Below are 24,240 nucleotides of genomic sequence, written 5' to 3'. Positions count from 1 at the left end.
TTGGATTGCATTGTACAGACTGAAACGGCCGTTTATATTTTTGAATTTAAGCTCGGCGCAAAAGGGAGCCCGGATGAAGCAATCGCACAGATAAAAGAGAAGAACTATGCGGGTAAATACGCCTCATGCGGAAAACCGATTATGCTTATCGGAGCGAGCTTTGACGAGCGGAAAAGAACAATAAAAGAGTGGAAAGCTGTTGGTATTTAAAGAAAAACCGAAACGCTCTACGCCATTCCCCGATAAGCAAAATACAATTTGTTATTCTTCTTCTATAACGAAGCCCTCACAGACAATCCTTTCCAAAGGATACTTTAATGCTGCAACCTTTTCATATACATCTTTGGTAGGAACTATTATCTTTTTACACCACGACCTTTTACAGTTAAAAGCATTATGGGCTATTTTTTCTATCGAAGCAGGCAACTTTATCTTTGCCTTTGTACATCCAAAAAAAGCTTCAGAACTTATATTTGTAAGGTTTGTGCATTCTGAAAGATCAACAGACAATAGATTGTAACAGTCTTCAAAAGTATTGCTTTTGATCTCTATAAGACTTGTGCAGCCTGAAAAATCCGTTTTTTTAAGACCATGACAGCGAAAAAAACTTGACCATCCGATAGTCTCCAGTTTTGCACAACCCGAAAAGTTTACTTTCGTTAGAAATCTACAATTCAAAAAAGCCTGTTCCCCTATGCATTTAAGGTTTGTACATGCGGAAAAATCCAAAGCATCTATTATCTGACAGTTACGGAAAGCATCTTCTCCTAATTCTTCCAGACCGGCAGGAAACATAAGCGTACCGCTTATATTTTCGCAGTCTTGAAAGGCTTCTTTCTTTATGCTTTTAAGCCCTTTACAAGCAAAAAAGTCTATTTCAGATATATTTTCCATTCCTTTGAAGGCTGCCTCTTCAATGGTTGTTACCGTTGCGGGAATTCTTAATGTACCGGATTGAGTACCATCGCTGCCGATAAGAGTAGTTTTTTCGGCATCCAAAAAAAGAAAACCGTTTTCTACAGCAAGCCCGCCTTCACCGATAATTTTATCTTTGTGATAATTAGACGCAACAACTTTTCTATACACTTCAAAATTGGGTACGGTTACATTTTTGCAGCACGCTCCATTGGGATAGCTGAATGCGTTCTCTTCTATCTTTCCTATCTTTGCAGGCAGTTTTATATTGGCATTTTCACAATAGCCGAAAGCGCCTCCGCGTATTTTTTCAAGCATGTCGCATGCGGAAAGGTCAGCACTAAGTAAATTACTACAAAACTCAAAAGCCACTCTACCGATTGTCAAAAGAGTTTTAGGAAATACAAGCTCGGTGATATTTTCGCACATGGCGAAAGCCCTCTCATCTATATGATTTAGATTCGGAGGAAATATGAGTTCCGTTAAGCCTTCGCAGCTGCTAAACGCTCCCTCTCTGATACTTTTGATCTTTTTATAACCTGAAAGGTCCAGACTTGTCAAACTGGAACAATTTGAAAAAGTGTAGCTATCGATGAAAGTTATATCTGAAGGTAAGGAGATTTCCGTCAGGCCTCTACACTCGTAAAATGCACTAGAGCCGATGCCTGTAAGTCTAGGATAAGCTGAAAGATCCATTTTTCTTAAACCGGTGCAGCCTCTAAAAGCTTTGTTACCGATCGAAATAAGATTGGGTGGAAGAAGTGCTTCCTTCAAGCCAATGCAGCCTTGAAAAGTACTGTCCTCGATAGTAGGAAAGTTAATATACTCCGAAAGGTCCAGCCTTGTTAAGCTTGTACAGTCTTTAAAGGCTCCTTTTCCTATTTTGGCAAGTGCAAAAGTCGAAGTCGTAGGAAAGATGATTTCCGTCAAACTCGTACAGCCTTCAAAAGCACCGGCTCCTATAATTTCAAGGTGCGTATACTTTGAAAGGTCAAACTTTTTTAAACTCGTGCAGCCCTTAAAAGCTTCTTCATCGATTTCGATAATTGAAGAAGGAAGATCAATCTCCTCCAAAGCCGTACAACCTTCAAAAGCATTGCCTTTTATTGCTGCAAAATATTTGGTGTCTGAAAGGTTTAAACTTTTTAATCCTGTGCATCCGTAAAAGGCTGCATAAAAGATATGTCCCAGATTTATACAACCCGAAAAATCCAGATGAACTAAGCCCGTGCAACGACAAAAAGCACTGGATTCAATATTATCTAATTTCCTACAACCTGAAAAATCTATACCGGTTATATCTTCGTTCCATGCAAAAGCTTGGGCACCTATAGTTACCACCGTTTCCGGAATTTTTACTATTCCATTTTGCATATCCTCTTCGCCTATAAGAATTGTTTTTTCTGCATCTGCAAAGCATAGACCGTTTTCGATAATTCTGTTTTCAACAGTAATCCTGTACAAAGGATAAGATGATATCATAACTTTTTTGCATACTTTATAGTTCGGAACGGTTACCGAGTAGCACAGTAAGTTATCGTCATTATCCGATACTTCTCCTAATGCGCATGTTTCTATCGTTCCTATAGATGCAGGCATTTTTACTGTGGCCTGTGTACATCCTCGAAAAGCTGCCGTGCTTATTTTATCAAGACTGACACATGCAGAAAGATCTAGATATGTAATATTTTTACAGTCGTCAAAGGCTTGCTGCCCGATTGTTTTAAGGTTAGGTGGAAATTTTAACTTAGTCAAATTATTGCAAGCATAAAATGTTTTTTCACCTATTTCGATAAGACTTGAAGGAAAGATCACTTCCGTCAAACTGGGACATTCAAAAAAAGCCGCTTCGTCGAGAGATAAAAGGCTTGTACAGCTTGAAAAGTCCAGTTTTATCAATTCTTGACAATAAGAAAATGCTCCCATTTCAATAGTTTTTAAATTTGTGCAGGCGGAAAAATCAATATCCGTTATAGCTCTGTTTTCAGTAAAGGCTTCTTCTCCTATGGTTACTGTCGTTGCAGGAATTTTTAATATCCCCGCTATCTCATTGCTACAGCCGACAAGAATTGTTTTTTCGGCATCCTCAAAGTAGAAACCTTTTTCGGTAAATCTCTTTCCCATTTTTAACTCCTTAATAGTTTATAATGTCGATTATTATTAAAGTAATCGGTAATCGGAAAGTCCGAACCGAATAAAACTTTACTCTTAAATCCTGCTTCATTAATTTGTTTAACGATTTCCGGCGGAACAAATGCGGTGTCGCAAAAAACATTATCATACTCAGCTAATAACCTCAGTGTAGTATCCAATGGGCGGCAATGCGCAAGGATAATTTTTCCGTTTATACAAAGCCGGAAAAAAGGCTCAAAGAGATCTGCTCTGTCGTGGTCATAACCTGTATGAATTAAAATCGGCAGCTTTTTTTTATCGGCATAGATAAATGCCGATTCTGCAAGAGCTCTTGTAAAGGGCTCCGAAATATCCCAAATATTTGCACGCGGATGAAGTTTAAACCCTTTATATGGAGCTTCACTCATCGCTTTTTCAAGCGTAAGCTCAGGTAAAAAGCGGTGTACCAAAGGAATAATCCAATATAAAGGACAAGAGTTAAGATTAAGAGAAGCCGCTGTTTTTTGTGCATCAATAATTTCTTCTTTGATTTTTTGATAGAGCTGTAAGGCTGTGTCTTTTGAGTCCACCGTTTCACCTGAAGTAGTAGAAGAATAAAAACATCCGTAAACTCCTGCCTGCCGTAAAGCAGTAAAAACAGTTTTTGAGTCATAATAAATATCATAAAAGCGTCCTATATGAATGTGATTATCGAATATTTCTTTTTTCATATGTTTTTTACCTCTTGCAAAGCACCGTGTTCTTTTCTCCAATCGTAAACAATTCGTTTATTTAAGGCTGCAACCTTACAAAAGTGCTTGTTTATTTTAAAAGGATCGCCTTCAGGATTTTCGTTTGCATTGCGTACCATGCACATACCGCAAAATGGTTTATCCTCACAAGAGCCGCATTCGGGAAAATCCTTGTTTCGGATATTTCGCAGAAAATTCATTTTTTCGGAATTGTACCAAATATCTTTTAAGGATTTTTCGTAAAGGTTACCGCAAATATAATCCTGCCAGCCTGCACAAGGATAGACATTTCCGTTTGCTACCATACAGGCGGAGGAAATACCTACGCCGCAGACAATTCCGTCAGGATCGTTTGTCAGGTCTTTTATTCTTTGGTCAAAATCGGGCTTTAATAATTCAGCCTGATAGTCAATATCATCAGCCAAAATATCGCGGATAATTTTTTCGACCTCACATAAATTTAAGCGGTTATCAAGGTTGCCTGTGGTATGGTCATATCGAGCCATCATAATATAATCGGTAACTGCACGAACCTTGTGTTCATGAGCCCAACGCATAACTTCACCATAGTCGTTTTTATTTTGCTTCATTGTGGGGCAGCTTATCTGTAAGGGAATATCGTTTTCGATGAGTCTTAAAATAGCATTTTTTGTTTTTTCAAAAGAACCTTTAAGCTGCGTAATTTCATCATGGTGGTCGGGATTCATACTATAAAGAGAAACTTGCACACTTGAAAGGCGGGAGTTTTTCATTATGTTAATAATTTCGTCATCGACAAGAGTTAGGTTTGAAAGAACATTTACCGAAAAATCATAGTCCTTTGCTGCCTGCAAAAACTCCTTAAATTTGGGATGACACATGGGCTCTCCGCCTGAAAGGGTTACGCTCAAGGTGTTCATTTCTTGGAGTTGTTTTAAAACACTGTAATAAAGTTCCGGTTTTATATTGGTAAGTTTAAACTCGTGAGGAATGTAGCAGTGTACACATCTCTCATTACACTTGCTGGTCAATTCTATTTGAAACCTTGAAAGCTGAGGTTTCCCCTTAAAATGCCGTTCCAAATAATCTTGTGTACTTTCTTTAGCCCGCTGAATAATGGGGGTAAAATCTTTTTTGATTGTTTTAGGTTCCAGTGCCGAGTATGAAAAGCGTTTATCGTTTAAGTCAAGTTCTTCGATAGTGCTGCCTCTTGTTAAAAAGCCGTCTTCAAAAAGTTCATCATAAAAAGTTCTTGCATCTTCTATAATGTCTTGAGGGCTTACATCGATAAAGGCTTTACACGCTTTTTGAACAAGTTCTTCCAGAGTTTGAGGTTTGCGGGAAAGAGCCGTCAAAAAAACGGTACCGCTCCCGTTTACAACTCGGTCTGAAAAGTTTCCCGTATTGGTAATATAGCCCGCTCCTTCATAGTCACGGATAAAGGTGTCGAATTTTTGACGGTAATACATTGCTTTTTCTCCTTTAGGGGAGGAGACTTTTTTCGTTTCGAGCAAAAAAAGCCTCCTCCCCTATGACCCCACCTCCAAAAAGCACGACCAGAGGCTCTGCCTCTGGACTCCGCCTTTTTACAATGGAGTTTCATCTTTATATTTTTGCTTTTTTTTGCATTATTATATTTTAGTTTCAAATTATTGGTTATTTACTTCCCTTCTGCATGTATTTTGGCATTACGAATTTCATTTTTAAGAAGATCATTATAGCAATTAAGAATATCCGGTCTTAATTTTTCGGTTATTTTGTCGGATAAGTTTGTTTCGATACCGGCTGTGAGAGCTTTTTCATCATTACTTATAGGCGTAATAAAAATAGTAATTCTACATTGTAAACCTTTTACATTATCAAAATTTTTGATATCTCCTAAATTCAATTCATTTTTGTCTATAAACATTGATATCCCTCCTTAAGGATAATTAATAAAAATTTAGGGCAAGTTTAAGCCCTGCCCCAAGGCTAAAACTTCCTGTTTCAAAGTACAAGAAAAAACTTTTACCGCTGTAATCCGTGTTACAAGTGTAGCAGGATGCAAGCCTATAGTTTACTCTGTTCTTTCACAGTTTTTGCAGGAAATGGGACCGCCATTATCATTAGCAGGACAGCCTGCTGCAAAAGAACCGTTGCTGCTGTTTTGTGCAACAACTTCAGGTTTTTCGTATTTCATATTTTCACCTCCTTTCAATTTATATATTTTATCTGCATCGATTTTGTATTTACAAAAAGGGTGCAGACAGTAAATTGCCTTATAAAAATTATAGATATTTATTAAGTAAGAAAAAATTTTGTAATTAAAAAAGTTGGTAAAAAATATGCAGGCAGTATAAATCTTTAATTTGTTTTGAAGTTTAATTTTGTCAAGAGAATTTTTTATATGAGAATAAAAATAAAATAAAAACCTATCGGTTAGAGATATTTTACTTAATAGAGAAATTGGGGGGGGTAAACTTAGGCTAACATTTTTCTCTATATTTTTCAGCATTAAATTTGAGCTTTGAGAAAAATTGAATTTTAAGCCTAAGTAAGATTTCAATCTCATACTCATTATTATACTCCAAAATATATAAAAAATCAACTAATCGTCGATTATTTTAGCATTCTTCGCCTAACCATTGGGCCTTGTTTCTTTCAAAATATAAGCCCATCCATATAATAATATATCACATAAAATTTTAAAAAGTCTACAAAAAGTTTAAACTTTTTTGCAGCGGGAGGGGCTTTTCTTGTTTATCTAAAATACTACATTACCTATGTATCAAGCTCAACACAATGTCCCGTTTTCAGGTAGAAGATAAACGTTTTAACCTCGATTGGCTTATCAGAATTTTCTTTAAGATTTTCCGATTCGGTTTTTGCAAGATCGGAGGCAGCTTTTTTATAAATCTTCAGCTGGGTTAAGTGTGCATCGGGGTTTTCTATCTCATCGGTTTTATAATCTACAACATAGACTATTCCGTCTTTTTTAAAAAGTAAGTCTATCTGTCCGCTTACAATTTGTCCTTCATAATCCGTTAAAAAGCCGTATTCGCTTTTTAATTTTTCGGCTTCTTTTGCAAGCACATACATATCCGAATTAAAAAAATTATCGGCCCAAGCATAAATCTTTTTTCTTTCAACTTCGGAATGACCTTTCGGATAAATAAATTCTTTATTTAAAAGACGAGCTTCTATTAAGGAGTGGGTAAGAGTTCCCAACTCAGCCGCCGTAAATTCTTTTTGTTCATCTTTATCTTTAGAAGAATCAGGCAGCTTATCTTTTTCGGAAGTTAAAGAATACAAATAACCCTCTTTTAATTTTTTATTTACCTCATGAGCAAGGCCTGTGGCGGTTGTTATTCTTTTTTCTGCAAGATTAAATTCTTTTACCTTAGAAGAAGCAAAAAGTTTTTCAAAATTTATTCTTTCGCATTTTTGTTCTTTGGAATTGGTAAATAAGGCCTCTCTTTTACAAGGTAAGATTTCATTAAAAATAATATCTTCATGTTTATCGGGAAGAGCAGGCAGAAGTAATTCAAAAAAACTTATAGTCTTATCCGAAAGTGTAAGCAAGGTTTTTATTTCTTCAAGACTTCTCGAATCTGAAGATAAATAATCATTATTTTTAGCTTCATCTTTTTTAGAATCTTTAGAGTCTTCATTTTGTGCATGAGTATATGCACCGCTTATAATTAAATAGGATTCGGCTCTTGTAGCTGCAACATAAAGAAGCCTTTTTACTTCGGCAATAAGTTTTGCATTAGCTTCGTCACGCAAGGAATCAAAAATCAGATTATCTGCTTTCGAAGACAAATCCGGAGCCTTAGGAGAATGCAAGACGGGACCCATGTCTTCATTATAAAAAATAATACCTTCTTTTTTTTCAGGGATACCTCTGTTTCCGCAATCCGGAACTATAACAATAGGGAATTCCAAACCTTTGCTCTTATGAACAGTCAAAAATTGAACAGAGTCTTTTTCATCATCTAAGGGAAGCTCCATATCATCAAGCATTTCCTTCTTCTCAATATGAGATGAAAGTAAATCCACAAATTGAGAAAAACTTAATCCGTCTATATCAGCTTGACAGGCAAGCTCAAAAAGATAATCATACAAATCCATATAGCGATGATTTTCTTCATCACTCAATAAAAAATATCTATAGGCTTCTTCATACCAAAGATATGTAACCGACTCAGAACAGCTCATAGTTAAAACATTTTTATTTAAGCGTACAAATAAATCGCAAGCCCGCAAATAGGCATCCTTATTTTTTTCGCTTAATTTTCCCGCTAAAGAAACATCGAAGGCTTTTGTAAAATTTAAAAGTAAAACTGCAAAGGCATCATCATCCATATTTACAAAAGGCGAATGTAAAACTTGTGCATAAGTTTTTTTATCTGAAGGATAGGCTATAATTTTAAGCATAGCATAAATATCATTTATAGGTGCATCATTAAATAAACCCTTTTGCTGTACACTCCTATAGGGGATACCCAAATTACGGAAAACTCTTTCGTATGTACTTTGTTTTGTTGAAGCCCTAAGCAAGACGGCAAAATCATTCCATGAACAAGCTCTAGTCTTTTTTCCGTCTCTAATTTTAAAACCTTGATTATATAATTCTAAAATTCTTTTTGCAAGATAAAAGGCTTCCGTTTCTACAGGGCTAAGAAACTGACTTGAATCTTCTAACGCATTAAACCTTTTTTCATCAAAAAACATTATTTCAATTTTAGGTTCAACTCCTTTTACAGGGGCTCTAGTTTCAGTCGGCACATATTCCGCTTCATAGGGAGGAACAAATCCGTTTTTTTCTAAAGGTCTATTTATTTCGGAATAAAAAACTTTAGAGAATATTGTATTAAATAAATTTATAAGCGTCGGCTCCGTGCGGTAATTTATCAAAAGCCTTGTGGCGGCAAGCCTTTCTTTATCCGAAATGTCATCTGCAAGTTTTCGGAATACGGAAACATCAGCCCCTCTAAAAGCGTAAATCGATTGCTTTTCATCTCCGACAAAAAACAGTTTATTGGGACAAAGCTCCTGAGGGCTAGGGACGGATTTTTCCAAACGTTCAAGTTTTTCAGCAATTAAAAAAAGTAAATCTCTTTGCAAGCTGTTATTATCTTGAAACTCATCTATCATAATAATATCCGTATTTTTTTATAAAAGTTTCTTAGATCTACATCATTTATTAAAGCGTCTACAGCAAGTTGTGACACATCCGAAAAAGTTAAAATGCCCCTTTGTTTTTTTTGATATACATATTCTTTTTGAAGCCCTTCAAGCATATCAAAAAAAGGTGCCAAGTACTCACGCGAGTATTCAAAATTATAAATGGATGAAAGTTTTTTATATATGTTTTTTAATTTTTCTTTTACTTCTTTTACGGTATCATTTCCTCGCCCTTTTGCTGTTTTAGAAATTTTATCGACAATAAGAAGTAGTTTAATAAAGGCTTCATCTTTTACCGATTCAGGAAAATGGGTCAGAGTAGAATACGCACTCACAGCTTCTTCCTTAAAATTCTTCAAAGAATCGTTTTCTTTTATAAATTCAAAAACGTCAAAACATTCCGCTAGAGTTTTTCTTTCTTCATCATCATGATATTTTATTTGAGCTTCTAAACTTTTTTTAAAGTCAATGGATTTTGAAATCAAAACATAGTTATTTAATAATTTTACAAAAAGCCCCGAAACAAAATCATCTATGCCGTTATCTCCCAAAAAAAACTGCATAGTTTTATCGGAGCGCATTTTTAAAAAGAAATCCAAGCCTATGCGGTAGGCCAACTTTTCAGACTCGGAATTATCAATGTTAAAATCGGGAGAAATACCGAAACTTCTACATGATTCCCTTGCAATTCGATTGCAAAAAGAGTCTATTGTCGAAATTTTAGCAAGATGAAATTTTTCGATAGCAGTTTTTGCATTAGGATGATCTATTTTTTTTAATTCATTATAAATTCTTTTGTGCATTTCGGCAGCGGCTTTTTCGGTAAAAGTTAGAGCTATTATTTTTTCTACACTGACAGCCTTTTCAACAACAAAATAAACATAACGTGCGGCCAAGACTTTCGTTTTTCCTGAACCGGCTCCCGCTGCAATTACGGAATTTTTTTCAATGCTTACCGCAGTTTTTTGATTTTCATTTAAGCTATCCATTATATTTTTTATATAATCATTCATTTTAATCTTTCTCCAATAAAATTTTTACTTAACCGAATAAACTGTTCTGCAAATATGCTTAAACCCGCAGCTAATGCATGTTTCAAATGAAACGGAAGAAGGTTTTGTAAAATCTTGAGCATTAACCGACTCTGCAAATCTTTCCGCGTCTCTAATAAATGCATCGATTGAAGATTGAAAATCTTCACGAGTTCTTTCAGAGCCGCTGCGTGTAACGGGAATAACTTCATTGTCATTTACAACCTTATTTATTTTTTGCTGCACAAAACTTAAGAACCACGCATGTTCTATAGTTTCAAAATTTTTATTTCCGTTTTTTAAATCCTTTTTTAATTTGGATTCCGCCAAAAAGATATACATGGGTATTTGAAAATCGGTCAACTCTATCTCTTCAGCACTTAAATTTTTTTTACCATATGAAGAATAGGCCGGCATATTATTTGTTTTATAATCGATAATTACTCCGCCCTTCTCATCTTGCGGAAAAGATGCCCTGTCTATTTTCCCTTGATACAAAATACCGTCATTTTCTATTTCGATCCATTCTTCTACCCATTTAGGAGCATATCCGTCCAAAAGTGAAGCATCGCTTTCTAAAACAAAGTTGACGGCTTCCATCACCCTTCTTTTTAAGGATTGAATAAAGGGTTTTGCCAAACCACCCCTAAAATCTATGGATTTTTCTGCAAGAAGATCAAATATTAAAGAAGCTCTTTCAATATACTTATCTAAGTTTTTAGAATTAAAATACTTATCCGTTACACCAATCTCTTTATATAGAACCTCCAATACATTGTGCGAAAGGTTGCCGATATTTCTAGCATCAAAGATTTTAGCGTCGTAGTTTTCAGAAAAAACGGAAAGTACTTTTTTTAAAAACCATGAAGCAGGACATTCGGTAAAATTTTTTAAATCGGTTTGACTTAATTTAAAAGCTCCGTCCTTAAATAAATTTTCCTCCATATACGAATTTAATTCTTTGCTAATCCCATCGTATGAATTTTGCAAATAAGAAAAATCTTTTTTTTGTTTGAATGTAAAAAAAGTTGAGAATCCTTTTTTTTGAATTTTATATATTGTAGGAATTTCCTTTAAGTTATTTTTTTTCTCTCCGAAATAATCCAGTAAAAAAGAATCATAGGATTTTAATTCTTCTATTTTTTTATTCATTCGTTCGGCATTTTTAATTTCTTCATCTTCAGAAATTTCAAAAAGATTATTTATAATCAAATATGAATTAAAATTGTGAGGACTAAAACTAAAAACCGTATTCGGAGATTCCGTATAGGCCTCAAAAAAATAAGCGGATGCATCGGTTTCAAAAACACCTAAGGCATCTCTTTTATCCTTACGCAAAAAAGAAAGTTTATTATAAATAATATTTGTATTCTCTTGGCTGCAATTTAAAACAAAATGATGAGTAAAAGGAGTAGCAGCCGCAACTCTGTAAGGAAAGATACTTACCGCAAGCCCTGTGTTTTGAGGAACATATATAGCCTTATCCAATTCCAAAATAAAAAACTTAAATTTATCGTAAGGCATATATTCTTCAAACTTATCCTCTAAATATAAAAGTTCTTGAAGACAAGAAATACAACGTCCCAAGATTGCATTATCTTTTTCGGAAAAAAGATTTTCATCTATTAAATCTTTTCTAAATAAAAAATAATTTTTTTGCAACTCCGAAAAAGTTTTAGATTCGCAGATTCTATTTACGGCATAATAGAAACTGTAAAACCAATCCCTCGCTTTTTTCTTTTGTTCAACTTCAATTTCATCTTTTTCATAATTTATTTTAAAAGATTCAATCCAAATATTTTTATAAACAGTATCTTCTTTATTTTCTTTCCACGATACTGCACAATTATTTTTTACGCCGTAATCTATTAAGGCTTCAGCTCCTTCCCTATCCTTCCAAGGAATATGCTTATTTAAAACAATCGGTTTCATAAATTCAAAAGCAAAATTATTTTGCACGCAATCATAAATAAGAGAAAAAAGTTTACCGGCTTGTTCAAGTCCCAACTTAAAACCCGACCGGAATTCTGCAGGGATCCCTCTAAGATAAAATTCTCTTTTTATATAAGATGCATAGTTTTCAATATCGGGAACACTTACGGCAATCTCATCCGCTCTGACTCCTTCACTGAGAAGTTTTTCAATTTGTAAAACCGTATTTTTTAATTCGCTTCTGGAATTTTTATAAACATCAATTAAGTTTTCTTTTCTATTGAATTTAGGACAGTGAACATAACTTATTTCTTTCTGCTGCCTTAAAAGTTCCGCATGTTCACTAAAGTCTTCCATCAATTCGGGATAAATAATAATATATTTTTTCCGGTTAGAATAAAATTCCGAAGAAACCCAAGACGGTTCAAACAAAGAATTCTTTTTTAAAAAATCGGCGTATTCTTTTTTCAAAAGAAGATAATCCTTCATTTCATCATCGTCTAAAAACTCCGAACTTCTGCCTGCATACCGTTTTTCAAAATGATCAAGCTGCGGCAAAATACCTGCAATCCATTCGGAAAAAACCTCTCCCGATTCGGCATACCCTGATGGAATAAGAAATTTAAACATAGGCTCTCCGTCTTTTGCTTTTTCCGAATTAAGGCGGCTTATATATTGAGCAAAAATTCTGCGCACCGTATTTGACACAGGACTTAAAGAAGATGCCTTAGAAACAAGACAAGTCTCCTTAAAGCCGTCCCATGACATATAATTTTCAGAAGGAACGGTACCCAATCCGGTAATACTAAGCGATTTTTGAAACCACAACCTTGAAGCAATCCTTGAAGGAAATACAAAAACGTTTTTTAAATCTCTTCCATAAGTTTTTATTGTTTGTTCTATTAAATTCATACAGGGTAATATTGTATCATAAAATATAAAAATTATTAAGGGCATACTAAACTAAATATTTACTCTCTTTTCAAAAATCAAAATTTATTGTACTATAAAAATATGAAAGTAATTATAGTGGGTGGCGGTGTTACCGGAACGGAATTAGCCCGCAGGCTTATAAGAAAAAAACATGATGTTGTTTTAATAGAAAGAGATGAAGACACAGCCCGCCATGCAGCAAATAGACTGGACTGTATGGTAGTACAAGCAGCAGGAAACGATACCCAAATTTTACTGGATGCCGGAATAAAAAAAGCCGACGCTGCGATAGCTGTAACCGACTCGGATGAACTCAATATGATAATATGCGGCATTGCCGAAAGTCTGGCTCCTAAAGTTATAAAAATAGCCAGAGTGCGGAATGAAGACTATGTAAAGGCCCTAAATTTTTCGGAAGAAAGAACTCTGGGCATAAACGCTCTGGTTTATCCTGATGAAGAAGCAGCCCTTGCCGTTATTCAAGCAATCGAACACGGAGCGGTAAGCGATGTTTTGTCTTTTGAAAATTCAAGCTACGAGCTTACCCGTTTTAATGTTTGTGAAAAAAGTACTCTGGACGGCCTTGCTGTTTTTGATATCAGAAAATATGTAGATATTCCCTTCATTGTCGTAAGTGTAGAACAAAACGGAAAAAATAAAATTCCTTCAGGCGACACTATTTTGACGGCAGGAACACGGGTTTCAATTTTAACAAAACCAGAACACATAAAAAAATTTTATGAACTGTCGGGATTTAAAACACAAGAATTTAAAAAAATTGCCTTAGTAGGAATGGGACGTATAGGAAAAAGCATTGCAGAATACCTTCTTAAAAATTCAAAGAGCAAGTCCTTTCTTTCAAAATTCTTACCGGTAAACTTAAACCAAAAATGGAAAATTTCCATTATAGAAATAAACGATAAAAAAGCAAAGGAAGTTGCTGCCGAATTTCCCGAAGCCTATATATACAAAGCGGATGTTATGGACGAAGCCTTTGTAGACGAAATAGGCCTTGACTCTTTCGACTTGGTAATATGCACAACGCCTAATTATGAATTTAATATGATAGCCTGTGCCTACTTAAAAACTTTAGGCGTTTATAAAACAATCTCGCTTGTTCAAAGTTCAGTCCTTGAAAATGTTGCATATAAAATCGGAGTCGACGTTGCAGTCTCTTTTAAGGATGTTGTTGTTGATTCTATAATGAGTCATCTTGTAAGCGAAAATGTAACAGGTGTTCATACAATGGGTGACGGAAAACTTGAAATCATAGAACTTCAAGTATCGGAAAAAAGTCCGATTCTAGGTAAAAAACTAAAAGATATTTCACAACACGGAATATATTTAGTTCTTCTTATTACGGATAAAGTCGGAGAACAAATCCCCAACGGAGATACTGAATTGGAAGCGGGAAATAAAATAGTATTTATAGTAAAATCATCTCGAAGTGATGAAATTATAAAAATGTTCGGAGGAAACTGAATTTAAAATGAAAGTATTCCAATATGTCCGAATTATTTTTATGATTTTAGCGATTATTTCCATAAGCTTCATACTCCCGATTGGAACGGCAGTTTATAAAAATGAAGCCTATCTAATACCGTCTTTTTTAATACCGTCAGCATTTATATTTGCAATCACAGTCGGCTTTTTCTTTTTTCAAAAAAATAAAAAAATTAAACTTTCAATTTCAGGCGGAATAATTTTAGTTGCAGCTGCATGGGTTTCTGCAGGTATTTTGGGAGCAGTACCTTTGTTTATTTCAGGCGTAATACCTAATTTTGCAGATGCCCTCTTTGAATCCGTATCGGGCTTTACCACAACAGGTGCCACAATTCTTACTAATGTCGAAGCCTGCCCAATGACAATGCATGTCTGGAGAACCGAAATGCACTGGCTGGGAGGAATGGGTATAGTAGCCTTAACCGTTGCTCTATTTCCTCTTTTAGGAGTAGGAGGGTTTCATCTAATCAAAAGTGAAACAACAGGCCCCGACAAGGGAAAGGTAACGGCAAAGATAACCCATACGGCAAAAGCTCTTTGGTTTATCTATCTTGGAATGACTGTAGTACAAACTATCCTTTTAATGTTTGCAGGCCTTCCGTTTTTAGAAGCCCTTTGCCACACATTTGCTTCACTAGGAACCGGAGGTTTTTCAACAAGAAATGCAAGCGTTGGAGCCTTTAATTCTCCTGCGGTTGAAATTATTTGTGCAGTCTTTATGCTCTTAGCCGGTGTAAACTTCAGCCTGTATTTTCACTTGTTCACAGGCCACCCTGAAGAATTTTTTCATAATTCGGAACTTAAAGCCTATCTTAAAATAGTATTTGTATCAACCGCCCTAATTGCTATTTCCATCTATCCAATTTACGGACTTGGAGGAGGCTTACGGCAAAGTCTTTTTCAAGTTGCCTCGGTAATCACTACTACAGGTTTTTCAACAGCCGATTACAATGCATGGCCGGAGTTCGCAAAAATGGTGTTGTTTTTCTTGATGTTTGTCGGAGGCTGTTCAGGCTCAACGGCAGGAAGCATCAAGGTAATACGCTGGCTTATCCTAAAAAAGCAAGCAGGAATGGAGGCAAAAAGGCTTTTAAGCCCTCACGGGGTTTTCGGTATTCAGCTTAATAACCGCCCTGGAAGAAAGGACATAGTCTACAGCGTTGCAGGTTTTATATTTTGCTACTTTTTTTTAACCCTTATTACAGCCTTGGTTGCAGCCGCCGACGGAGCTGACCTATTGAGCGGCTTTACGGCTTCACTGGCACTTATAGGAAACATAGGACCCGGATTTGGAAGAGTAGGACCTGCCGGAAACTTTGCATTTTTTTCATCCCACGTAAAAATTTTCTTTTCCTTTGTAATGCTTGCAGGGAGATTGGAATTATACACAATGATAGTTTACTTTATGCCGGCATTTTGGAAAAGATAGGTCTTTAGCCTTTATACCTGTCTGCCTTAGTAAATTGCTATTATAACCGGAGTCCGCCAAACGGAATTATACTTTGTTATACCGGAATATTCTTCCCAACCATTATAAAAAGCATAGCTTCTTTCTTTTGAAACCATTGTGCTGTTAGATGCCATAGGAGACTGAATATTTTCACCTCGTGAAAAAGCAATTCTAAAAGCATCCAGATTGCCGAAGTACCAATTTTCCATCTGAGATACTCCCATATCGAAAGGAACGCCCTTAGCCATACCGGGGTCTACAGGCACCCAGCCGAAACCTTCCAGATAAAATTCTGCCCACCAGTGAAGGTAAACCGTTTGAGAAACATCTGCCGTAATACCGGCAATCGGTTGAGCCGGTATACCTACAGCCCTTGCAAGAGCAGCAAACAAAATTGCAGTGTCGTATGTGTCGGCTTTTTTTTCAGTTAAGGCATTTACCGGCGAAGCACCGGAATTCAATATTGAAGAAGGAATTATTTCAACATTTTTCAATAAATAATTATATATACGTCTTGCCTTATTATAAGGGTTCCTTTCATTTTGAACAATTTCTGCCGCCGTCTTTTGGATTATAGGATCATTAGAAGGAATCAATTCGGTAGCAATTGCATAGTTATCATATATCTCTTTATTTTGGCGTGAGTTAATTCTTACATTTACGGGATTTATCCTCGTGTTTACCTCGTAGGTATTTACACTATACTCTTGTCTTATATGAATCTTTGTGGAAGGGTTTATATTCTCATATTGATGAATGGATGCCCCTTGATAATCGGCTACAAACGGAGAAGGATTAATAGACAAAATCTTAACATCTCGTTGGGACGAAAAAACAATAGGAATGGGCACTTTTATAAACATAGAATTTTTTTCCGCAGCCGCCATATTCGAAATATCAACCTCAGCTGCAATTACAAAATTCTTTTTGTTGGAATAAGTCTTTGTTCCTATTTTATTTCTTACCCTAAAAGGAACAGCATTGCTCGCTCCTGAAGAAGTTATAACCATAAGCATACCTGAATCTGCACCGTCAGGCACTCTAACATGCAGTTCTTCATTTGACCAAAGCACAAAATCAAAATCATAGTCCGAACAGCGGGCTGCCTCGATCTCTTCTTTTTTTTCAACTTGCTGAATCATTGAAGAATTAAAGTCGGATACAAACAAAACTTGAGAATTACCTCTTGTCTCCCCAAAATTTTCACCTGAAATTTTTATAATGCTGCCGACTTCGGCAAAGTCTTTATCCAACGAGATAATCTCAGGCATACCGCCCGCATAAGTTTTATCTTTGATAGATGGAATTGAAGAAGCGGAAGCCATAAATGACGGGGGAGATTTTTTATTTTGAACGGCCACATATACAATACCGCCATTTTGATATTCCGGATACTTAAAAACAATCTTTTTATCTGTCCAAGAATCACAGTTTTCCGCCTGAATGATTGCATCCCCTATCTCAATCCAAGAAGAATCTATCTCTGAACCGAAATTTTCCCCATAAATTACAATTTGATCACCGGCTTTAGCTATCGGGGGAGAAATCTCAGCTATAACAGGGTGTTTTACAGTTAAAGAAGTTAAATATAAGGTAAGAGCAACAAGTCCGCCTAACAATATAAAAAATACAAAAAATCTAACAATAAAGAATTTTCTGAATGAATAAGTAAATCTATTTCCCATTTTTAAAAGAAGTTACGGTTATCCCATGTGTATAGTCAAAAAATAAAGTTTCGTTTTTTATATTCTTATTTAATATATCAGAGTTTGTTTCATTTGATGGCGGTAAATATAAATTTGCATATTTACTTAGATTTATTTCTTGAGGCTTACCTTCAAAAATAATAGCATTTTCATTTGAACCGAAAATATTTGAAACATTTAATTTAAATTTATTTACCGATTTTAAATTTTCTGTTGTAGGGGCTGCGGATTTAAATTCACTAACAGCAACGGACTCTGACGGAGTCAAACTTTTTTGTGTACTAAGCACAACAATAGGAGTTAGTACAAAAAGAAACAAAGCTGCCGCTGCTAATGCCGGAATAGGAATCTTATTTGATTTATACATCCAACTTGTAGGTTTATTTCTATTAATCTCCATCCTTTTTAAGCAATCCTGTCTTTTCGCATAAAGTTTGAGAAAGGAGCCTTGAATATCCAAATCCGGAGACGAGTTTTCCGATAGTTTTAAACTTATTGTTCTGTATGAGTCAACCACTCTCTTACATTTTTCACAAGAAGCCAAGTGTTCTTCTATTTTTTCTTTCCATGAGGACTCTAATTCTCCATCAACATAGACTGAATACAAATCTTTATCAGGGCATGTAGACATCGCTTTCTCCTATATATTTTGCTAATTGTTCTCGAGCTCTAAAAACTCGGACCTTTACGTTACCTTCGCTTATTCCAAGAATGCTGCCTATCTCCTTATAATTCAAACTGCCGTATTCTTTAAGCTGTAAAACAGCTCTCAAATTTTTCGGCAATTTTTCAAGAGCGGCTTGAACCGAATTTATAGACTCTTGCTTTAGTACTATCTCCTCTCCGGTATCGACCTTACGGGTATCTTCCTTTAGAGCTTTAGCATAAGCTTTTCGTTCTCGACCGCACCTTTTTACATAATTAAGCGATGCATTCCGCGTAACCCTAATAAGCCAGTATTTAGCATCATCCATAGACGGGAATTCCATCTTTTTTTCGGTCATTTTTATCAAAGAATCATGGCAGATATCTTCGGCTATATCTCCTTCTCTGACTATATTGTAGGCTACTTTATAAATAACAGGCATGAGAGCCTCATATATCGATCTGAAATCATCATCCGATAAAGCCCTCAAAGCGCCTTTCTCTTTAAACATCCTTAACTCCAAAATGTTACAGTTTTATAAAAAACATATCAATTTATAATTTTTTCCATATCGTTTTATTGCCCTGATCTTCAAGTATAATACCCATGCCTTTTAGCTTATCCCGAATTTCATCAGCAAGTTTATAGTTTTTGTCAAGTTTTGCCGAAGCTCTCTCCTCTATCAATTTTAGAATTTCGGATTCATCGATTTGAATAGAATCTTTATCCATTAGCATATTAAAAGATTCTTCTATCAGCTTGATACCCAAGATAGAATCCATAGCTGCGAGAACCGTTAACACATCTTTTTTAGGAATATCCTTTTCCTTTATCAAAAGTTGCAGTTCCGATAGAGCTTTTGGAGTAGAAAAGTCATCTTCCATTGCAGCAACAAAATCATCAAAGTAGCTGCGGGCTTTTTCATTTTCTATCATGCTTTTTGCAGTTTTTAGGTTAAGGGTTCCTGTCAAGGACACGTATTCTTTAATTTTCGCTTCGGATAGGTCTTCCATCAGCTTTGAAACTCTCATATTTAAGTTTTTTCGGCCGTTTTTTGCCGTTTCCATAGCTTCCCATGAAAAGGTAAGCTGACTTCGGTAATGTCCGCCTAAAAGCAAAAAACGGTAGTCAAGGGGCGAAAAACCCTTATTGATAACATCTTCTAAAATGATAAAAGAACCGGCAGACTTAGACATTTTGCCCTTATTCATAACAAGGAATTCGTTATGAAGCCAATAGTTTACCCATTTTTTACCCGTCGCCCCTTCGGATTGGGCAATTTCGTTGGTATGATGCACCCTTATATGGTCTATACCGCCCTTGTGGATATCGATTTGTTCACCCAGATACTTCATGCTCATAGCCGAACATTCAATATGCCAGCCGGGATAGCCTCTGCCCCAAGGCGAATCCCAGACAAGGGCTTGATTTTCAAACTTGCTCTTTGTAAACCAAAGAACAAAGTCATGAGGATTGCGCTTGTTTTTATCTACTTCAATACGTGCACCGGCTTTAAGGTCTTCAAGTTTTATATTTGCCAATTCTCCGTATTTGGGAAAGGTAGAAATATCATAGTATAGATTTCCTCCGGCCATGTAGGTATGTCCGTTTGCTTCTATTCTTTTTATAAGTTCTATCATTTCGTTTATATGCTCGGTGGCCTTGCAGACAATACCCGGCCTTTCGATATTCAGCCTTTCCGTATCCTTAAAAAAAGCCTTCGTATAAAATTCTGCAATTTCAAGCACCGATTTTCCGCGTTCTTCCGCAGACTTTACCATCTTATCTTCACCCGAGTCTTCATCATCGGTCAGATGGCCGACATCGGTTATATTCATAACATGGGTAACATCATAACCTAAAAATCTTAGCGTCTTAACAAGGATATCTTGAAAAACGTAGGTGCGTAAGTTTCCTATGTGTGCATAGTCATATACTGTAGGCCCGCAGCCGTAAACTCCGGCCTTACCTTCATGAATGGGAATAAATTCTTCTTTTTTATTACCCAAGGTATTATGTAATTTTAAGCTCATACGTTCCCCCTATCTTGTTATCTAATTTATAATTGTATATACTAAAATCAAATGAATAATTTATTTAGTATACTTCATAATACCCCTTTATTTCAAGAGGGAAGTATAGAATTCGATAAAACTCTAAAACCTCTTACAGCATATAAAATCGGAGGTAATGCAGAAGCTTTTTTTTGCCCCAAAAACGAAGAACATTTAAAAGAAGCCTTAATTTTTTTACTCAAAAATAAAATTCCTGTCTCGTTAATAGGAGGCGGAGCGAACATCCTTGTCTCAGATAAGGGGTTTAGGGGTGTTTTAATCAGCCTAAAAAACTTAAACAAGATAGAAATTATAGGTGAATCCGAGAACAAAATTTTTGTAAGAGCCGGAGCAGGCGTTCTCACTGATAATCTTACAAAATGGGCTGTTAAAAATTCTCTTTCGGGTCTGGAATGTTTCGGAGGTCTTCCCGGAAACGTCGGGGGAGCCGTATTTATGAACGCACGCTGTTATGATGTTTCAATCTCGGATAGATTAAAATCAGTAAAATATATCTTAGCCGATGATGGTAAAACGGAATTTGCAGAATATAAATACAATCCTTCCGATTGGGGCTATAAAGTTTCACCGTTTCAACAAAATCCCATAAGTACCGAGATTAGAAACAATCGAAAGATAGTGATTTCTGCCGTGTTTACTTTAACTTATGGAATAAAGGAAGAAATTGCAGCCAAAACCGAAGAGAAAATTCAAGATAGAATTTCAAAGGGGCATTTTAAGGCTCCTTCTGCCGGAAGTACATTTAAAAATAACAGAACATTCGGGCAGCCCAGCGGCAAGCTAATAGAAGATGCAGGCCTAAAAGGCCTCTGTGAAGGAGGGGCTCAGGTGGCTCCTTGGCATGGAAATTTTATAATTAACAAAAAAGATGCTTCGGCTTCGGATGTAAAAATTTTGATAGAAAAGGTCCAAAAAAACGTTAAAGATAAAACCGGCTTTTTACTTGAACCGGAAGTTATTTTTGCAGGAGATTGGGAGTAGATTTTTTAGAGATTACCGTAATAAACCGCAAATAATTACAAATATTTCTCTAAATTTACACAAAAATACATAAAATTCTTTTAAATTTACTTGACTTCTTTTTTATTTTAATGTATATTAGATGTATCAAGAGCAGATAAAAAGCTGCCAATATCTTTAAGGAGAAGCAAAGATGAAAACATTATTAAAATTTATTAAGTCAAACAAAAAAAACGGTACATCTCAAAGATCCGAAATATCAACACAGCAAGAAAAAATTAATGAACAGCCCCTTGTTTGGAAGGCTTATGTAGGTATCAATTACTTTACAATGTAATTTTGTAAAAACTATTTAAGGCCATAAAATCTTTATATAAAGATTCATCCATAAAAAAGACCCGTGAATGCGGGTCTTTTTTGTTTGAATTTACCGGTAAAAAATAATCATTAACATACACCCTATACTAAATAAGAATTTAGGTGTACAATATAAGAGATCCGCCTTAAGGCGGCGAAGGAGTTAAATATGAGCAAAATCGTAGTAGTGGGTGCAAATCATGCCGGAACATCGGCCATTAATTTTTTAACGGATATTTCAAAAGAAAATGAGGTTGTGGTCTTTGACCGAAATACCAATATCAGCTTTTTGGGCTGCGGAATGGCCCTATGGATAGGTAATCAAATTAGAGGCCCAGAAGGTCTTTTTTATTCCAATAAAGAAAAACTGGAAGCTAAGGGTGCTAAGGTTACGATGGAAGCCGATATTACGCGAATCGATTTTGACAAAAAAATCGTATACGGCACGGTCAAAGGCTCTCAGCCTATCGAAGAATCCTATGATAAATTAATCCTTGCGACAGGTTCGGTTCCTATAATGCCGAAGATTAAGGGTATGGACTTGGAAAATGTTCAGCAGGTAAAAATCTTTCAAAATGCCGAAGAAGTTATTAAAAAACTAAAAAATCCTGAAATTAAAAAAATTGCAGTCGTAGGGGCCGGCTACATCGGAGTTGAACTTGCCGAAGCCTTTAAAAGGCATAATAAAGAAGTTGTGCTCATTGATGCGATGCCGTCAAGCCTTTCAAACTATTACGATAAACCCTTCACGGATTTGATGGATAAAAATTTAAGCGATCACGGAATAAAACTTGCGTATAATCAGCTCGTCCAAGAAATCAAAGGAAGAACAAAGGTAGAAGCCGTCGTTACGGACAAGGGAGAATATCCCGCCGACATGGTAGTGGTCTGTATCGGTTTTAGACCCAATACCGAACTTGGAAAAGATAAACTTCAAACCTTTAAAAACGGAGCTTATTCGGTCAACCTAAAACAAGAAACAAGCATAAAAGATGTTTATGCAATAGGAGACTGTGCAACGGTTTTTGATAACTCTCTCGGTGAACAGTCCTACATTGCTCTTGCAACAAATGCAGTAAGAAGCGGTATTATAGCAGCTTATAATGCTGCAGGTATTTCTTTAGAAGGAATAGGCGTTCAGGGTTCTAACGGTATAAACATTTATGACTTGAAGATGGTATCAAGCGGCGTTACTGTAGAACGTGCAAAAAAACTGGGGATTGATGCGGAGTTTACAGACTTTGAAGATTTGCAGCGTCCCGAATTTATGGAACACGATAATCCTCCCGTAAAATTAAGAATTGTGTATAACAAAAAAACAAGGGTTATAATCGGAGCTCAAATGGCTTCCACCTATGATATGTCTATGGGAATTCATATGTTCTCCCTTGCTATTCAAGAAAAACTTACAATAGACAAGCTAAAACTTTTAGATATCTTCTTTTTGCCCCACTTCAATAAACCGTATAATTATATAACGATGGCCGCCTTGGGGGCAAAATAAGTTTTTAAAATTTGTGCACTATTTAATTACTCAATTTTTTGATAAGGATAATAATATGAATGGGCATGACATTAATGATGATGTAACTAAAAATTACCTACATGATTTTTTCAACAATAATGCTCAAATTGCACATAATGAAATAAATTCACTACAGGCACAATTCAGGCTTATTCACATAAGAACTCAGCTTATCATTATAATCATTGCATTCTGCCTTGAACTTTCTTATTATTTTATTGGTAAATCCCAAGTAAATACATCTTTTTGTAATTATTTTCTTAAATTTGCACTATTTCCATTTATCATTAATTTTATGCTGTATATTATAACAAAAATTTTTAATAGAAAGTATTATGATCCAAAAACTAAAAATTACTTTGTAATGTTAAGTTCATTATTTCAAGCCTTTATTTATATTTTGATTCATCAAGCCTTTGTCACGATTTATGCAGGTTTTTTGGTTATGATATTTTTATCGACAGTTTATAATGACAAAAAGGTAACAAAAATAACGGCCGTTTTTTCTTTTACAGCGATCATCTTGTCTGTTTTTGTAATAAAATATGATGGAGACTACGTTATAACAAATAATTATATATTAGACTTTATGGTACTGGAATGCATCCTCGTTGTATCCTACATTACTGCAAAATATATTCTTAATCACAATGATATCCAACTTTTAAAAATACTAAACACTCTCCAAGAAAAAGAAAAATATTGGCATGGTATGATGATAGATGATCTTTCAGGATTATACTCCAGAGCTGCCTTTAGAACATATATCAATAAGGTACAGGAGTATAAAGAGGAAATATACATAGTAATGATAGACCTTGATAATTTTAAGCAACTTAATGATGACTACGGCCATTTATATGGAGATGAAGTAATAAGAATCTTAGGACAAACTTTTAAGTCGTATTCAAAAGATGTATTCACAGCATTTCGCTATGGAGGAGAAGAATTTTTAATTGTAATCAACTCGGATAAAACTACTGCCGAAAAATTAATGAATGAAAGTAAAGAACTATTTAATAAAAGCTGTTTATCCAAGTTACAAAACCATCAAATCAGCTTCAGTGCCGGCATTAGTAAATTAATAGAAGGTAAACCTATCACGGATATTATCGGAGAAGCCGATGCAGCTCTATATAAAGCAAAAAAAGAAGGAAAGAATAAGATTGTCATTTTCGATCAATAAGTGCCGGCAAGT

Annotated in this window: 17 protein-coding genes and 1 pseudogene; 7 read left to right on the top strand and 11 right to left on the bottom strand. The window is 35.4% G+C overall.

Annotated elements, in window-relative coordinates; all coding sequences use genetic code 11:
• Positions 1-210: a PD-(D/E)XK nuclease domain-containing protein gene (locus tag JO40_RS04765; protein ID WP_044978349.1), complete on the top strand. Its 210-nt coding sequence runs from the start codon at positions 1-3 to the stop codon at positions 208-210.
• Positions 211-261: 51 nt separating this feature from the next.
• Here the strand turns inward: JO40_RS04765 and JO40_RS04760 are convergent, their stop codons facing one another.
• The 7 genes and pseudogenes from JO40_RS04760 to JO40_RS04730 all read right to left on the bottom strand — a co-directional run bounded on the left by JO40_RS04760 (position 262) and on the right by JO40_RS04730 (position 12,799).
• Entirely contained in the window at positions 262-3,039 is a 2,778-nt protein-coding gene (locus tag JO40_RS04760) for a leucine-rich repeat domain-containing protein (RefSeq protein WP_044978348.1), read from the bottom strand.
• Between the two features lie 2 nt (positions 3,040-3,041).
• Entirely contained in the window at positions 3,042-3,758 is a 717-nt protein-coding gene (locus JO40_RS04755) for an amidohydrolase family protein (RefSeq protein ID WP_044978347.1), read from the bottom strand.
• A complete protein-coding gene (locus tag JO40_RS04750; protein WP_245609011.1) occupies positions 3,755-5,272 on the bottom strand; it encodes a radical SAM protein in 1,518 nt (505 codons plus the stop codon). The genes JO40_RS04755 and JO40_RS04750 overlap by 4 nt, the downstream gene beginning before the upstream one ends.
• Before the next feature lie 146 nt (positions 5,273-5,418).
• Complete coding sequence (locus JO40_RS04745; RefSeq protein ID WP_044978346.1) at positions 5,419-5,667, bottom strand: hypothetical protein; 249 nt, start codon at positions 5,665-5,667, stop codon at positions 5,419-5,421.
• 147 nt (positions 5,668-5,814) lie between these two features.
• Positions 5,815-5,937, bottom strand: coding sequence for a hypothetical protein (locus JO40_RS15035; protein WP_276324855.1), 123 nt, complete (start codon positions 5,935-5,937; stop codon positions 5,815-5,817).
• A 581-nt stretch (positions 5,938-6,518) separates the two neighbouring features.
• Positions 6,519-9,937, bottom strand: a pseudogene (locus JO40_RS14480) (UvrD-helicase domain-containing protein).
• Between the two features lie 24 nt (positions 9,938-9,961).
• Positions 9,962-12,799, bottom strand: coding sequence for a PD-(D/E)XK nuclease family protein (locus JO40_RS04730; RefSeq protein ID WP_044979702.1), 2,838 nt, complete (start codon positions 12,797-12,799; stop codon positions 9,962-9,964).
• Between the two features lie 102 nt (positions 12,800-12,901).
• Here JO40_RS04730 and trkA point away from each other — a divergent pair, with 102 nt between their 5' ends.
• Both trkA and JO40_RS04720 read left to right on the top strand, forming a co-directional pair.
• Positions 12,902-14,302 (top strand): Trk system potassium transporter TrkA, encoded by a 1,401-nt coding sequence (gene trkA, locus JO40_RS04725; RefSeq protein ID WP_044978344.1) that lies wholly within the window; start codon positions 12,902-12,904, stop codon positions 14,300-14,302.
• 7 nt (positions 14,303-14,309) lie between these two features.
• A complete protein-coding gene (locus tag JO40_RS04720; RefSeq protein WP_044978343.1) occupies positions 14,310-15,752 on the top strand; it encodes a TrkH family potassium uptake protein in 1,443 nt (480 codons plus the stop codon).
• A 26-nt stretch (positions 15,753-15,778) separates the two neighbouring features.
• Here the strand turns inward: JO40_RS04720 and JO40_RS04715 are convergent, their stop codons facing one another.
• Genes JO40_RS04715 through JO40_RS04700 form a run of 4 tightly spaced genes read right to left on the bottom strand, consistent with a single transcriptional unit; the run spans position 15,779 to position 20,158 of the window.
• Positions 15,779-17,458: a transglutaminase domain-containing protein gene (locus JO40_RS04715; RefSeq protein WP_044978342.1), complete on the bottom strand. Its 1,680-nt coding sequence runs from the start codon at positions 17,456-17,458 to the stop codon at positions 15,779-15,781.
• Complete coding sequence (locus JO40_RS04710; RefSeq protein WP_044978341.1) at positions 17,448-18,110, bottom strand: anti-sigma factor family protein; 663 nt, start codon at positions 18,108-18,110, stop codon at positions 17,448-17,450. Before JO40_RS04710 ends, JO40_RS04715 begins: the two co-directional genes overlap by 11 nt.
• Positions 18,094-18,636, bottom strand: a complete 543-nt coding sequence (locus tag JO40_RS04705) for an RNA polymerase sigma factor (RefSeq protein WP_044978340.1) — start codon at positions 18,634-18,636, stop codon at positions 18,094-18,096. Before JO40_RS04705 ends, JO40_RS04710 begins: the two co-directional genes overlap by 17 nt.
• Before the next feature lie 43 nt (positions 18,637-18,679).
• Complete coding sequence (locus tag JO40_RS04700; protein WP_044978339.1) at positions 18,680-20,158, bottom strand: cysteine--tRNA ligase; 1,479 nt, start codon at positions 20,156-20,158, stop codon at positions 18,680-18,682.
• 51 nt (positions 20,159-20,209) lie between these two features.
• On the opposite strand from JO40_RS04700, the gene murB reads away from it, so the two are divergent.
• The 4 genes from murB to JO40_RS04685 all read left to right on the top strand — a co-directional run bounded on the left by murB (position 20,210) and on the right by JO40_RS04685 (position 24,228).
• Positions 20,210-21,181, top strand: coding sequence for a UDP-N-acetylmuramate dehydrogenase (gene murB / locus JO40_RS04695; protein ID WP_044978338.1), 972 nt, complete (start codon positions 20,210-20,212; stop codon positions 21,179-21,181).
• 172 nt (positions 21,182-21,353) lie between these two features.
• On the top strand, positions 21,354-21,497 hold the full coding sequence (locus tag JO40_RS14050) for a hypothetical protein (protein WP_170225382.1): 144 nt from the start codon (positions 21,354-21,356) through the stop codon (positions 21,495-21,497).
• A gap of 189 nt (positions 21,498-21,686) precedes the next feature.
• Positions 21,687-23,021 (top strand): H2O-forming NADH oxidase, encoded by a 1,335-nt coding sequence (gene nox / locus JO40_RS04690; RefSeq protein WP_044978337.1) that lies wholly within the window; start codon positions 21,687-21,689, stop codon positions 23,019-23,021.
• Positions 23,022-23,076: 55 nt separating this feature from the next.
• Positions 23,077-24,228 carry a GGDEF domain-containing protein gene (locus JO40_RS04685; protein WP_044978336.1) on the top strand — a complete coding sequence of 384 codons (1,152 nt, stop codon included), beginning with the start codon at positions 23,077-23,079 and terminating at the stop codon, positions 24,226-24,228.
• Positions 24,229-24,240: the final 12 nt, after the last annotated feature.

The organism is Treponema putidum (assembly GCF_000755145.1).
GTDB classification, from domain to species: domain Bacteria; phylum Spirochaetota; class Spirochaetia; order Treponematales; family Treponemataceae; genus Treponema_B; species Treponema_B putidum.
Note: the sequence above shows the minus strand (reverse complement) of the source record. Positions and strands in the feature narration are given on the sequence as shown.

Coding starts and splice junctions, on each gene's coding strand:
- JO40_RS04720 (WP_044978343.1), top strand. CDS start 14,310: ATGAAAGTATTCCAATATGTCCGAATTATTTTTATGATTTTAGCGATT.
- JO40_RS04700 (WP_044978339.1), bottom strand. CDS start 20,158: ATGAGCTTAAAATTACATAATACCTTGGGTAATAAAAAAGAAGAATTT.
- JO40_RS04760 (WP_044978348.1), bottom strand. CDS start 3,039: ATGGGAAAGAGATTTACCGAAAAAGGTTTCTACTTTGAGGATGCCGAA.
- JO40_RS04730 (WP_044979702.1), bottom strand. CDS start 12,799: ATGAATTTAATAGAACAAACAATAAAAACTTATGGAAGAGATTTAAAA.
- JO40_RS14050 (WP_170225382.1), top strand. CDS start 21,354: ATGAAAACATTATTAAAATTTATTAAGTCAAACAAAAAAAACGGTACA.
- JO40_RS04755 (WP_044978347.1), bottom strand. CDS start 3,758: ATGAAAAAAGAAATATTCGATAATCACATTCATATAGGACGCTTTTAT.
- trkA (WP_044978344.1), top strand. CDS start 12,902: ATGAAAGTAATTATAGTGGGTGGCGGTGTTACCGGAACGGAATTAGCC.
- JO40_RS04705 (WP_044978340.1), bottom strand. CDS start 18,636: ATGTTTAAAGAGAAAGGCGCTTTGAGGGCTTTATCGGATGATGATTTC.
- JO40_RS15035 (WP_276324855.1), bottom strand. CDS start 5,937: ATGAAATACGAAAAACCTGAAGTTGTTGCACAAAACAGCAGCAACGGT.
- JO40_RS04710 (WP_044978341.1), bottom strand. CDS start 18,110: ATGTCTACATGCCCTGATAAAGATTTGTATTCAGTCTATGTTGATGGA.
- murB (WP_044978338.1), top strand. CDS start 20,210: ATGAATAATTTATTTAGTATACTTCATAATACCCCTTTATTTCAAGAG.
- JO40_RS04745 (WP_044978346.1), bottom strand. CDS start 5,667: ATGTTTATAGACAAAAATGAATTGAATTTAGGAGATATCAAAAATTTT.
- nox (WP_044978337.1), top strand. CDS start 21,687: ATGAGCAAAATCGTAGTAGTGGGTGCAAATCATGCCGGAACATCGGCC.
- JO40_RS04715 (WP_044978342.1), bottom strand. CDS start 17,458: ATGGGAAATAGATTTACTTATTCATTCAGAAAATTCTTTATTGTTAGA.
- JO40_RS04685 (WP_044978336.1), top strand. CDS start 23,077: ATGAATGGGCATGACATTAATGATGATGTAACTAAAAATTACCTACAT.